This is a genomic window from Micromonospora sp. NPDC047756 (assembly GCF_055587245.1).
The window spans coordinates 371,230-383,248 of the sequence record NZ_JBVJGQ010000002.1 but is presented as its reverse complement, the minus strand read 5'-3'; the positions used below and the strand labels follow the sequence as shown (position 1 = coordinate 383,248).

General features: G+C 69.9%; 11 protein-coding genes. 5 read left to right on the top strand and 6 right to left on the bottom strand.

Going from position 1 to position 12,019, the window contains the following annotated elements; genetic code table 11:
* Window positions 1-7: 7 nt before the first annotated feature.
* A complete protein-coding gene (locus tag ACZ6NZ_RS06830) occupies window positions 8-823 on the top strand; it encodes an NAD-dependent epimerase/dehydratase family protein (RefSeq protein ID WP_465856477.1) in 816 nt (271 codons plus the stop codon).
* A gap of 29 nt (window positions 824-852) precedes the next feature.
* Here ACZ6NZ_RS06830 and ACZ6NZ_RS06825 read toward each other — a convergent pair whose 3' ends face one another.
* Window positions 853-3,135 (bottom strand): hypothetical protein, encoded by a 2,283-nt coding sequence (locus tag ACZ6NZ_RS06825; RefSeq protein WP_465856475.1) that lies wholly within the window; start codon window positions 3,133-3,135, stop codon window positions 853-855.
* 162 nt (window positions 3,136-3,297) lie between these two features.
* Here ACZ6NZ_RS06825 and ACZ6NZ_RS06820 point away from each other — a divergent pair, with 162 nt between their 5' ends.
* The gene (locus ACZ6NZ_RS06820) at window positions 3,298-4,206 is read left to right on the top strand and encodes a GNAT family N-acetyltransferase (RefSeq protein WP_465856473.1); all 909 of its coding nucleotides are present in this window, start codon (window positions 3,298-3,300) and stop codon (window positions 4,204-4,206) included.
* 154 nt (window positions 4,207-4,360) lie between these two features.
* Here ACZ6NZ_RS06820 and ACZ6NZ_RS06815 read toward each other — a convergent pair whose 3' ends face one another.
* From ACZ6NZ_RS06815 to ACZ6NZ_RS06800, 4 genes are all read right to left on the bottom strand, one after another.
* On the bottom strand, window positions 4,361-4,765 hold the full coding sequence (locus ACZ6NZ_RS06815) for a hypothetical protein (protein ID WP_465856471.1): 405 nt from the start codon (window positions 4,763-4,765) through the stop codon (window positions 4,361-4,363).
* A gap of 235 nt (window positions 4,766-5,000) precedes the next feature.
* Window positions 5,001-5,837 (bottom strand): CPBP family intramembrane glutamic endopeptidase, encoded by an 837-nt coding sequence (locus ACZ6NZ_RS06810; RefSeq protein ID WP_465856469.1) that lies wholly within the window; start codon window positions 5,835-5,837, stop codon window positions 5,001-5,003.
* A gap of 274 nt (window positions 5,838-6,111) precedes the next feature.
* Window positions 6,112-6,714: a response regulator transcription factor gene (locus ACZ6NZ_RS06805; RefSeq protein ID WP_366613327.1), complete on the bottom strand. Its 603-nt coding sequence runs from the start codon at window positions 6,712-6,714 to the stop codon at window positions 6,112-6,114.
* Window positions 6,711-7,865, bottom strand: coding sequence for a sensor histidine kinase (locus ACZ6NZ_RS06800; RefSeq protein ID WP_465856467.1), 1,155 nt, complete (start codon window positions 7,863-7,865; stop codon window positions 6,711-6,713). The genes ACZ6NZ_RS06805 and ACZ6NZ_RS06800 overlap by 4 nt, the downstream gene beginning before the upstream one ends.
* Window positions 7,866-7,972: 107 nt before the next feature.
* On the opposite strand from ACZ6NZ_RS06800, the gene ACZ6NZ_RS06795 reads away from it, so the two are divergent.
* Genes ACZ6NZ_RS06795 through ACZ6NZ_RS06785 form a run of 3 tightly spaced genes read left to right on the top strand, consistent with a single transcriptional unit; the run spans window position 7,973 to window position 10,277 of the window.
* Window positions 7,973-8,854, top strand: a complete 882-nt coding sequence (locus ACZ6NZ_RS06795; protein WP_465856465.1) for an ABC transporter ATP-binding protein — start codon at window positions 7,973-7,975, stop codon at window positions 8,852-8,854.
* 26 nt (window positions 8,855-8,880) lie between these two features.
* On the top strand, window positions 8,881-9,600 hold the full coding sequence (locus ACZ6NZ_RS06790; RefSeq protein ID WP_366613333.1) for an ABC transporter permease: 720 nt from the start codon (window positions 8,881-8,883) through the stop codon (window positions 9,598-9,600).
* Window positions 9,597-10,277 (top strand): GOLPH3/VPS74 family protein, encoded by a 681-nt coding sequence (locus tag ACZ6NZ_RS06785; RefSeq protein ID WP_465856462.1) that lies wholly within the window; start codon window positions 9,597-9,599, stop codon window positions 10,275-10,277. Before ACZ6NZ_RS06790 ends, ACZ6NZ_RS06785 begins: the two co-directional genes overlap by 4 nt.
* A gap of 354 nt (window positions 10,278-10,631) precedes the next feature.
* Here the strand turns inward: ACZ6NZ_RS06785 and ACZ6NZ_RS06780 are convergent, their stop codons facing one another.
* The gene (locus ACZ6NZ_RS06780) at window positions 10,632-11,834 is read right to left on the bottom strand and encodes a low temperature requirement protein A (protein ID WP_465856460.1); all 1,203 of its coding nucleotides are present in this window, start codon (window positions 11,832-11,834) and stop codon (window positions 10,632-10,634) included.
* Window positions 11,835-12,019 lie beyond the last annotated feature (185 nt).

The following is a 12,019-nucleotide window of genomic DNA, read 5'->3' as shown; positions in this document are numbered from 1 at the left end:
GCACGTCATGCGTATTCTTCTCGCCGGTTCGACGGGCGTCATCGGCCGTCGACTCGAGCCCATCCTCACCGCCCAGGGCCATGAGGTCATCGGGTTGGCCCGAAACGGCCCGGTCGCCGTCGACGTGCTCGACCGGGACGCGGTCGCGGCTGCCGTCCGCGACGCCCGGCCCGACGTGGTGATGCACCAGCTGACCAGCCTGAGCACTGGCGACTTCGCCGCCAATTCGCGGCTGCGCCGGACCGGGACGCGCAACCTGGTCGACGCGGCGCTCGCCACCGGGGTACGCCGGATCGTGGCGCAGAGCATCGCCTGGGCGTACGAGCCGGGCGACGAGCCCGCGACCGAGGAGACCCCGCTCGACCTCGGCGCGGCGGAGCCACGCCAGACCAGCGTGGCCGGTGCCGCCGCGCTCGAATCCGCCGTTCAGGAGGCGCCCGAGTGGGTGGTGTTGAGGTACGGCACCCTCTACGGTCCGGGTACCTGGTACGCCCGCGACGGTCTGATGGCACAGTTCGCCGCCGCCGGCAAGGTGCCCGCCGACGCGGACGTGAGCAGCCTGCTGCACATCGATGACGCCGTCGCCGCCGCGGTCGCGGCTCTGCGATGGCCGGTGGGCGTCGTCAACGTCTGCGACGACGAGCCAGCCCCCGCCGCACAGTGGGTGCCCGCGTTCTGCACGGCGGCCGGTGTGCCGGCGCCAGCGGCGACCGGTGGTGAGCGGCACGGCTGGGCGCGGGGAGCGAGCAATCACTACGCCCGTACGCACCTCGGCTGGAGCCCGGCCCATCCGTCCTGGCGGCAGGGGTTCGACACGCTGTGAGCCGACCGCGCCGACAGTCGCACCCCGCGTCACTGCCGCGAATCCGCCGCTGCCCCGCTCGGCGGCTCCTCGGGAATCGGCACCGAAGCCGCCGGGTGGCGAAGGCGCTCGATCAACTCGCGGGCCGCCTCGGCGTACCGCCGCTCCGATCCGCTGGGCCGGTGTCCCTGGATCGGCGGCGGGACGCTGTCGCCGGGGAGCGGCACCACGTCGGCGGGATCCCGTAGCCGGCGGTCCACCGTCGCCGCCGTCCCGCCGACGGTCACCGGCGCGGTTGCCCGGTGGGCGGTGAATATCCAGCCGCCGATCGAGTCGGTGTCGCGCCACAGGTTGACCCACCGCCAGTCCACCCGAGCGCCGATCTCGTGCAGCACCTCGTCGTCGACGAAGGCGGGGAAGAGCCGCGCGTAGAGTCGGCTCAGTGGTGACCCGTGGGTGAGCAGGGCGACTCGGCTGCTGACCTGGGGCGGTAACTGGAGCACTGTCGCGGCGGCCAGGACCGAACCGTGGCTGTGCGCGGTGAGCAGCACGAGGTTGCCGCGTCCGACGAGGTGGATGATGCGTCGGGTCAACTCCGGCACGGCGCGTTCGGCGTAGCAGGGTGGCGCGAACGGGTGGGCGGCCCGGGGCCAGAACGTGCCCAGGTCCCACAGGACGCCGACATGGCGCCTGAACTCGACCGTCCGGTAGGCGAAGATCCCGCCGATGGTCAGGCCGAGAATGATCGCGGCAATCCCCCAGCTTCCGAACGCGATGGAGAAGGTGATCAGATCACCGGGCACCCGTGCGTACCGCTGCACGGACTCGCTCGGCAGCAGGTCCAGCAGACCGAGGGTGGTGGTGGCCGTGCCGATCCCGGCCAGGCAGGCGTAGACCACCGCCAACGGAATCAGTCTCTCCGTGAAGCGGGCCCTGGCTATCGCCTTGCGCACCTGCCGCAGTCGGGTCGCGGCCGAGGGCGGGCGCTCCGGGTAGTCGCAGTCGACAATCACCGCCGCAGCATGGAGTCGACGGCGGCGAGAGATGAGGATGACCGGAACCGCCACCACCACCGTGAACAGCACGGTCCGGAGAAAGCCGAAGATCGCCCAGGTGAACGCGGGCGGCAGACCGGAGGCCAGGCCCTCTCCGGTCGGTGCGTCACGATCCAGGAAATCCGCCACCCGGTAGACGAACTCGGCGGACACCGCCACCGCCAGACTGACCGCGCTGGCCGCCATCACCAGTGCGCCCAGCCCGAGCAGCGGGACGGCATCCCGCTGGCGAACCCGGCGCCAGAGCAGCACCGCGCCGAGGGCGGTCAGCACAGTCGTCTGGGCGACGAAGAGCGAGGTGAGAACCGGGCCGTAGCCGGGTAGGCCGCCCCCCTCGCGCCACGGCGCCGGGCTGGCGACGACGTGGGCCGTCACCACGACGGTCAGGGCCACGGCCACCGTCCGCACCGCACTCGTGATGCGGTCCAGCCGCTGGTCCGAGGCGGCCCGGTCGAGCAGCGGGGGCAGGCAGAGCAGGACCACGCAGCTGGCCAGCACTGCCCCGGTAGCCACGGCCAACGCGATGGTGCTGGCCGAAGCGCCGTTCGCGGCTCGGGCGGCCAGCAGAGCGACGTCCAGTGTCGCGAACGCCGCAGCCACGTGAACCGAGCGCAGCCGACCCACCAGCGGCCCGGCGTCCCACTGACCGATCCCGCCGAGGCGATGCTCGGAGACCTCGTCCGCCGGAGCGCGAAACGCCTCGAACATTCTTCCCGGCCGGGTGCTGGCCCGCCAGAGCAGGCCGACGGCGCCGGCCGGAACCACCGCGAGTACGGCGAGGCGCAGGCCCACCGGTTGCCCACCCAACCAGGACAACCAGGTGCGCCCGTCCAGGCAACGTGGCGAGCCCATGCACTTCCACGCGATCAGGTCCAGCGTGACGCCGACGAAGGCCAGCACATACAGCGCGGTGAGAGTGAGCGCCAGCAACCGGCACAGCGATCTGACCATCGCATCGGAGCCGGGGCTCGCCGGTCGCATCCAGATCGCCAGGTTGGCCAGCATGAACGGCAGGAGGAACACCAGCGACAGTGTTCGGACCACGCTTCCCGCGGGCAGGTCACCCCAGCGGTACGCCTCCGTCACCCGTTCGCCGCTGCCACACGAACATGGGCGGTGGGGTCGGTAGAAGCCTCCATTGCGGTCACCCGCGACCTGCTCGACCTGCGCCGCGTTCAACACCTCAGCGGCGCTGGCGTTGGCGGCACCGTGGACCCGCAGCTCCACCACGTCATCGGACGCCCGGGGCCCGCTCGGCCGCGCTGATGCACCCGACATCGGCCCCTCCGAAGCACCTTCGGTGGCACACCGGGTGAACCCAGCCCCCGCGCCACTCGCGGCGGTGTACCCCGCCCGACCGAGACCAACCGTGGGCCCGCCGCACTGTTGATGCGGAAAATCCGGTGTCGATCTCTGGTGGGTGGTGGCTAGCGTACGCAAATGAGCATCGTCCCGAGGACCGGCTTGCGGCTGCGCTTCCTCAGCGACCCGGGCGAGTTCCTGGCCGTCGCGGGTCACCACCTGGGCGCCGATCCGGTCGTCAGCACGGTCGTGACCACCATCGCGCACCGGCAGTTGTCGCAGCGGGCCGAGGGGATCCCACAGCCCGACCGTGACTGGTGGCTGGTGGTCAGCGACGACTCCGGCGCGGTGGTCGGCGCCGGGATGCGCTCGGCGCCGTACGCCCCCTATCCGCCGTTCCTGCTGCCCATGCCCGACGAGGCGGCCGTCGCGCTGGCTCACGCGCTGCACGAGCGCGGCGAGGAGGTCCTCGCGGTCAACGGCGCCCTGCCCGCGGTCGATCTGTGCGCCGCCGCGTTGGCCCAGCGCGGCGGGGGTGAAGTCCGGGTCAACCGGCACACCCGGCTGCACCAGCTCGGCGAGCTGACACCGCCGCCGCCAGCGCCCGGCAGCCTGGTGACCGCGACCGTGGGCGACGCGCGACTGGCCACCGAGTGGCTCGCCGCGTTCATGGGCGACGCCGACGAACAGGCGGGCCGCCCGCGCGGTGCCAGCGCACACGAAGCGCCCGACCATGCGGAGGTGCTGCGCCGGATCCACGCCGGACGACTGTGGTTCTGGCTCGACGAGACCGGGGAGCCGGTGCACCTCACCGGTGCCAACCCACCGTCGTTCGGGGTGGCCCGACTGGGCCCGGTCTACACGCCGCCGGCCCAACGGGGGCGCGGTTGGGCCAGCAACGCGGTCGCCGAGGTCTCCCGCCGAATCCAGGCCGAGGGTACGCAGGTCTGCCTCTTCACCGACCAGGCCAACCCGACGTCGAACAAGATCTACGCCGCCCTCGGCTTTCGGCCGGTCGTCGACATGGCCAACCTGGTCATCGTCTGATGAGCAGCTGGTAGAGCGGATCCTGTCGCGGGCCGTAGACCACTGGACCAGGCCGTTCGGCCAACCAGAGTTCAAGGTGCTGCTGCTCTGCGACCGCGACGACGAGGCGGCGCTGTTGCGGCAGGAGTGTTGGCCGCGCGGACGCCGGTACGCCTCAGCGAGACGACTTCGCTGATCGCCGGCCGTAGGAAACGGTTGTCCCGACCAGCAACGCCGCTCCGGCGAAGAAGTAGGTGTTGATGGCGATGCCGGCCCAGAACTCGCCAGTGGAGACGTCCGCCACCCCCACGAAACCACCGCGACGGACACCGCTGACCATCACAAAGTTCTCGGCCATTCCTGGCACACCCCGGATGACGAGCAGCACGCTGCCGAACACCAGAGGGGTCAGAAGTAGCCACCGGGGAAGATGTCGCGCCGGCGGGCGGACAGTGGCCAGAACGACGGCTGCTCCGAGCGCCGACATCGAGATGAGCACCACGTTGAAGATCACATAGGCCCTCATGCCCCACGGTCCGTCGCCGGTTGGATCGCGACCAGGGAAGAACACCAGGATCACGTGGGACACCACAAAGACGATCAACCAAGCCACGGCGCCGTACGCCCAGCGACGACTACTGAAAGTGGGCATACCAACACCCTCGCCTCGCCGACAGCGTGACGCCTCCCTCCCTCGGGCGGTTCCACTCACCCAGGAGAGCGAGGTGCGGGAGCACGGGTGCGCCACTGAGATACGGTCGGCGACCTCAAGACGTTCCTCCCGTCCGAGCAGCTGCCCGTCTGGGTGAACGCCTTCACCGACTACTGACGGCCCGCGGCCGGGCTCGCCGCTCGCGCAGCCAGACCAGCACCACCATGGCGACGTTGACGACGCCGAGGATCAGCAGGGACGCGTCACCGGAGTCGGTGGACCGGTCGATCGCGAATGCCTCGCCGTCTGCCATCACCGTGTTGACGGTCGTGAACAGGACGTTGTTGGCGACGTGGAAGGCAACCGGTGCCTCGAAGCCACGGCTGATGATGGCCATCAGGCCAGTGCTGACCCCGATCGCGGTGTAGTAACCGAACAACCAGGGATCAGCCGACCCGTGGACCACGGCGAAGCCCAGGCCGGACACGACGAGCCCGACGACCAGGGCGGGGCGCACCGCACGCACCCAGGACGCGGCGGCGGGCAGCACCGCACTGCGGAACATCAACTCCTCCCCGACGGCCTGCGCCGGGGTGCTCAGCACGATGATCGCCAGCATGCCGGTCGTCGTGCCGGTGACACCGAAGGCGGTCCAGCCCGGTGCGTCGGGCGCGACCAGCGCCACGACACCGATCCCGGCACCCACCAGCAGCGCCGCCGCGGTCAGGTAGTACGTCAGGCGGCGAGCGTCGAAGGCTCGGGGTGCACTGATCAGGCTGCGCCACGGCACCCTGGCGATCCAGACCAGGAGCAGGATCGCCAGGGCGCCCGCCGTGCCGATGCTGAGGTTGACGGCCAGGAACTTCAACGGCGTGAGGGTGGCTGACATCGGTTCGTCGCTGCCCTCGACGACGCCCACGAGCTGGTAGAGCAGAACCTGTAGCACCACCATCGTCAGCGGCGGCACGCCGATGACCACCAACGGCTTCCACCAGCTCATCCGAAGGTGGGCACCGAACGGCCGGGAGGTGTCGACGGCCGGCCGGGGATGCTCCGGCGTCTGGGGGCGCGAGCCTCCCCCATCAGAAGGGCTCGTCCCTGTCCAGGGTCGCGCGGCTCTGGGGGCGTTCATCGGGGAGCTTCCTCTCGACGGCGTGAAGCTCCCATTGCAGCGCTCGTGGCGCTTCGCCGTCAGTGCCACCGCGTCACCACGGCACCGTGACATTTCGTCGAACAGTCACGCCCCACGGACACGGTCGGCGAGGTTGACGCACCTACAGCCAGTCGTGTTCGCGGGCGTAGCGGGCCGCTTCGTGGCGGGTCCGGGTCTGCGTCTTGCGCATCGCGTTGGAGAGGTAGTTGCGGACGGTGCCCGGAGCCAGGTGGAGCCGAGTGGCGATGTCGGCGACCGAGTAGCCCTCGCCGGTGACCCGCAGGACGTCGGCTTCACGCTCGGTGAGGGGGGAGTCCTCGGTGACGGCGAGCACGGACACGTCCGGGTCGATCCAGCGTTTCCCCGCGTGCAGGGTGGCGATGACCGAGGTGATGTGGGCTGGCTCGGCGGACTTGCTGACGAAGCCCTGGACGCCGAGCTTCAGCGCCTTGCGCAGCACGCCGGGGCGCGCATGCCGGGTCAGCATGAGGATCACCTGCTCCGGTCGTTCGCGGCGAATCTCGGCGACCGCGCCCAGGCCGTCCACGCCCGGCATCTCCAGGTCGATGACCAGCACGTCGGGCCGGTGCCGCAGGGTGGCGGCGATCGCCGTCCGGCCGTCCTGCGCCTCGGCGAGAACGGTGATGTCGCCCTCCAGCGGCAGCAAAGCGGCCAGGGCCGTGCGCAGCAGCGCCTCGTCGTCGGCGAGCACGATGGTGGTCATCGGTCGTCCTTCCCGGTAGCCGTCGGGCCCGCATCGGCTGCGACGGGTGGGAAGGTCGCCGCGGTCAGGAACTGCCCGTCGCTCTGTTCGACGGACAGCTCACCTCCGTCGCCCGCCACCCGTTGCCTCAGCGCCGCCAGGCCCCGGAGCTGCGGGGGCGCGCTGGCGGTCACGCCGTCGTTGACGATGGTGATGCCCGATGCGGCGAGCGTGATCTGCACCTGGGTGGCCTGCGCGTGCCGCAGGATGTTCGTGGTGGTCTCCCGCAGCACCTGCCCGAGCAGTTCGCTGGCGCGGGCGTCGACCTCGGCCTCCCGGGTCACCCGGACCCGGATGCCGGCGGCCTCGAACAGGTTCTTCGCGTTCTCGATCTCCGCGGTGAGGTTGAGTCGCCGCTGCGCGTAGGCGAGTTCCTTCGTCTGCGCGATGGTGTCGCTGACCAGCGTGTACGTCTCCCGCAGCTCCTTCTCCACCCGATCGGTGTCGCGCAGCAGCAGCCGCTGGGCCAGGGCGATCTTCAGCTTGACCACGTGCAGGGTGTGACCCTGGATGTCGTGCAGGTCGCTGGCGAACCGCACCCGCTCCCGGACCACCGCCAGCTCCGCCTCGCGTTCCCGAGTCTGTTCGAGCTCCCGGATGAGGTCGTAGAACCGCTCGCCCACGACGGTGAAGACCGTCACGAGGACGGTGAGAGCGGTCGGGATGAGAACGTAGGTGACCAGGACGCCCACGATGTCGTCCCGCTGCACCAGCAGCCGCGCCACGCCGACCACGGCGACGTAGGTGAACAGTCCGGCGATTGTCAGAGCCCGGTGCCGTCGCACCTCGCGCAGGGACAGCGAACCCACGGCGCAGACACCCCAGTAGGCGTTGGGGCTGCCGGTCACCAGGACCCCGAGCGGCCAGACCGCCGCCGCCACGACCACGCAGGGCAGCGCGAACCGGGCGAGGTCGTTTGCTGTCCACCGTTCGAAGGCCACCACGGCCGCCACGGCACCGGGCGCCAGGACGACGAAGTGCCACCAGGCGCGGGCGTCGTTGTAGAGCAGGATCACCGCGGCGAACACCACCGGCGGCAGTGATGTCGCGAGGTTGAGCCGGCGCAGCCTACCCTGCGTCGACTGGGTGAAGCGCGGCGCTCTCGCGGTCACCAGGTCAGTATCCGGCAGCCAGGGGCGAGGACCAGTGACACCACGTCACTTGCGGTGATGACGTGGTGCCACTGACGGTTCGGCCGCGCCCGCGCTGTCATAGGTGCATGTCCACCACACCCGTCATCGACGTTGACCGGCTGAATCTCACCTACGGCGATTTCCACGCCGTCAAGGACCTCTCCTTCGAGGTACGACCGGGAGAGCTCTACGCGCTGCTGGGCACCAACGGAGCCGGGAAGACCTCGACCCTGGAAGTCATCGAGGGTCACCGCAGGTCGACCTCCGGCACGGTGCGTGTCTTCGGGAACAGCCCCGACGACCGTCAGGCGGTACGTCCCCGACTGGGCGTCATGCTCCAGGAGAGCGGATTCTCCCCCGACCTCACCGTCCGGGAGTCCGTGGGCCTGATCGGACGGCTCAGCGGACGTACCGACGACGTCGACCGGGTGCTCGACCTCGTCGACCTCACCGACCGATCCCGCCGCAGGGTGGCGCAGTTGTCCGGCGGTGAGAAGCGCCGACTCGACTTCGCCACCGCTGTCTACGGCACCCCAGAGCTGATCATCCTCGACGAACCAACCACCGGCCTGGACATCCAGTCCCGCGACGCCGTCTGGACGATCGTCGACCGGCTCCGCGAAAACGGCGCCACCATCGTGCTCACCACCCACTATCTGGAAGAAGCACAACAACGCGCCGACCGCATCGGACTGATGCACCACGGCACTCTGCACCGCGAGGGCACCGTGGCCGAACTGACCCGTACCCTGCCCGCGGTCATCCGCTTCACCCTTCCCTCGGGGGCCCCGGCGCTGCCGGTGCAGGCCGCCGCCGACGTGGACGGGAAAGTCGTGGTCGAGACCTTCGACCTGCAGAACGACCTGCACCTCCTGCTCCGGTGGGCGCAGGACCACACCGTCGAACTGCAGGGCCTGGAAGCCGGGCCGACCCGCCTCGACGACGTCTTCCGCGCCATCAACAACTGACCCCCCGTCTCGACAGGAGCGCCACCGTGTTGCCCATCGCCGCCAGCGAACTGATCCAGATCTTCCGCAACCGACTGGTCCTGATCACCAGCCTCATCATCCCCGTCGTCGTCAGCGCGTACTTCGTGCGCCAACACGACACCTTCGCCGATCTCGGCAGCCTCGGCTACATCGCCGCGATCATCCTGTTCACGATCACCGCCTTCGGGCTCTACACCACCGCCGTCACCACCCTGGCATCCCGACGCCAGAACCTCTTCCTCAAACGCCTACGCTCCACCGCGGCAAGCGACACCAGCATCCTCGCCGGCCTGCTCCTGCCCGTCGTCGTCCTCGCCATGATCCAGGTGACCGCGATCCTGACCGCCCTGGCTGTGGTCGCCGGCGCACCGGCGAACATCGCCCTGCTCGTGGTCGCGACCATCGCCACCCTGGCCATGATGATCGCCCTGGCGTTGGCCACGGCCGGGCTGACGAACTCACCCGAACACGCTCAGGTCACCACCCTGCCGGTCACCCTCGGCGTGATCGCCGTGGCCAGTTGGGTCGGCATCACCGGCACCGAGAATCTCGCCGGGCTCAAGCGGCTGCTGCCCGGCGGCGCGGCCACCGAACTGACCATGAACGCCTGGAACGGCGGCATCGCCGTCACCGATTCGCTTGCCCTGTTCGCGCCCACTCTCGGCTGGGTAGTCGTCGCCGTCGCCCTGGCCACCCGACTCTTCCGCTGGGAGCCCCGCCGATGACCACCGAAGCCCGGCCGGCAACGCCGACAGTCGCGGAAGATCTTCTGCTGCTCCTGTTCCAACCCGACTCCGGAACCATCGCGGGCGAGAACACCCTCTACTACGTCCTCGGCGGGGCGGTTCTCGCGGACCTCGCCCTCGGCGGTCACCTGAGCGCCGAGGGCCGGGGTCGGGTCAGCAGCGTGGCAGGTCGCCCACCCTCGGTTGACCTCCTACGGCCGGCGTGGGACTACCTCGCCAAGAAACCGAGAGGGGTGCAGACAGCCCTGGCCGCGGTCGGTCCCGGCCTGCGCAAGCCGGTGTTGGAGCGGCTCATCGGTCGGGGCGACATCGACGAGGAGCCCCGTAAGGTGCTCGGCCTGTTCCGGACGACGGCCCTACGGGAGGGCAGAACCGAACGACGGGCCCGCCTGCTCGCCGACGTCCGGCAGGTCCTGGTGGACGGTGCGCAGCCGCAGGCGCGTGTCGCCGCGCTCGCGGCGCTGCTCTCGGCGAGCGGAACGCTCCCGCAGTTCCACCGCGAGATCCCGTGGACGTCGCCGGTCATCACACGGGCCAAGGAACTCGAGCGTGGCGACTGGGGCGCCGACGCAGCGGCGGCGGCCGTGACCCGCACCGTGACGGCCACCGTCATCAACAGCGCCGTCGCGGCCATCAGCGTGCTGCCGCGACCTTAGCGGCGCCTGCGCGCCAGGCCGCCCGAGAGTGGCCGGCGCCTACCGCGCTCAGCGCGCCGGCGAGCCTCGATCGGCGACGATGGGCGACACGGCTCCGCGGATGAGCGCACGACGTACCTGGGAGGCCCCGTGATTCAGCGCCCGCAGCACCAACTGGGCCGGTGCCCCGTCTGTAAACGCCTCGTCCCCCTCACCGCTGACGGTGGGGTTGCGCGGCACAACGGCACCATTCGTGCCTACGCCCCGCCCGAAGAATGCCCCGGGGGTGGACAGCGAGCGGAAACCACGGGGTCATGAGCAGACAGCCGGACGGTGTCCGACCCGTTTCCTCACCCGGCACCGGCTTGTCGCCACTCACTGTCTGGGATTGCGCGGGTGCGGTCCCTCGGGCGGTTTCCCCCTGGCGTGGACGGCGTCGGAGGCGGCGATGCCGGCGAGGACGGCGACGGCGGTGACGCCCACGGCCAGCGGCGGTAGTGGGATCATGAACGGCGAGGCGGCGGCGAGCGCCAGAGCGCCGATGATGCGGGAGCGGGACACCCGGCTGAACACGGCATGTTCCACCAGGGCTCGCCCGATCAGGAAAAGCATCGGTCCGCCGAGAACAACGAGGATCCAGGCCGCGTGGTTCTCCCCGAACGGATGTTCGATCACGATTTCGTATCCGACGGCGACGACGACGATCCCGACGACCATGAGTACGTGGGCGAGGAAAGCCTCCCGAATCAGGTGCGCGGGCTCTTTGGCAGCCCTGATGGCTTCGGGTAACAGTTGGCCTGCTCTGAAAATGTAGACGCGAAACAGCAGCACGGTCGTGATGAATGCGACCGCGAAGGCGGCTGCGGCTCCGCCGCCCCGGAACGAGGTGTCGCTGTAGGCCGAGCCGGTCGTCAGAATCAGCTCGCCGAGCGCGATGATGAAGAACTGCTGGTAGCGCTCGGACAGGTATTCGGCCAGGACCGGCCACTGCCGTGGGGTGGGGCGGGACCAGGGCGCGGGATAGAACAGCAGCAGTGCCGTGCCGTCGATGGCGATCGCGAGCGTCCAGAGCACGCCGCGGACCGTGTCCGTCATGATCGCGCCGGCGATCCACGGCACGGCCGACACCGTGAACCAGAAGAACACTCCAGCTGCTCGGCGCTGAGCTTCGTGGCCGCGCAGTATCGGCACGATGACCAGACCACGGATGACGTGGACCGCGACGTACGCACCAGCGAAGGCCAGACCGCGGTCAGCGAACGCCTCCGGCACCGCGACTGCCATCATCATCGCGCCGAGCATGGCCGTGTAGACCAGCACCTGAAGCTGGGGCCGCTGCGGATCGTAGAGGTCGGTGACCCATGCCGTGACGAACCACAGCACCATGAAGGCCAGCAGCAACAGGAGCATCTGGCCGGCGTCGACGAGCACGATCCGCCGCTCGGTCAGCTCCTCGACGATCTGCTGTGAGACGCGATTGAGAGCGAAGACGAATACCAGGTCGAAGAAGAGTTCCAGAAGGCTTGGTCGCTGCGGTTGCCCCGGTTTCCGAAGCAGCGCTGCTGCCCTTGTCGACATGGGCCGCCCATTCCTGCCGGCTTCGCCCTTCGGGGTAATTGGTACCACGCCGGGCAGGCCGTCGGGTCGATATCCGAAGAATGCCCGGCGAAATCGCCGCCCGGATGTCGACCTCGCGGCCCGGGCACGGGGTTGCATCTTCCTTCGCGGGGTACGCCCGTTGGGCCACACGGGCGCCGTCGGAT

Excerpts from the sequence above, each read along its gene's own strand:
- ACZ6NZ_RS06830 (WP_465856477.1), top strand. The coding sequence starts at position 8 with ATGCGTATTCTTCTCGCCGGTTCGACGGGCGTCATCGGCCGTCGACTC.
- ACZ6NZ_RS06825 (WP_465856475.1), bottom strand. The coding sequence starts at position 3,135 with ATGTCGGGTGCATCAGCGCGGCCGAGCGGGCCCCGGGCGTCCGATGAC.
- ACZ6NZ_RS06820 (WP_465856473.1), top strand. The coding sequence starts at position 3,298 with ATGAGCATCGTCCCGAGGACCGGCTTGCGGCTGCGCTTCCTCAGCGAC.
- ACZ6NZ_RS06810 (WP_465856469.1), bottom strand. The coding sequence starts at position 5,837 with ATGAGCTGGTGGAAGCCGTTGGTGGTCATCGGCGTGCCGCCGCTGACG.
- ACZ6NZ_RS06805 (WP_366613327.1), bottom strand. The coding sequence starts at position 6,714 with ATGACCACCATCGTGCTCGCCGACGACGAGGCGCTGCTGCGCACGGCC.
- ACZ6NZ_RS06795 (WP_465856465.1), top strand. The coding sequence starts at position 7,973 with ATGTCCACCACACCCGTCATCGACGTTGACCGGCTGAATCTCACCTAC.
- ACZ6NZ_RS06785 (WP_465856462.1), top strand. The coding sequence starts at position 9,597 with ATGACCACCGAAGCCCGGCCGGCAACGCCGACAGTCGCGGAAGATCTT.
- ACZ6NZ_RS06780 (WP_465856460.1), bottom strand. The coding sequence starts at position 11,834 with ATGTCGACAAGGGCAGCAGCGCTGCTTCGGAAACCGGGGCAACCGCAG.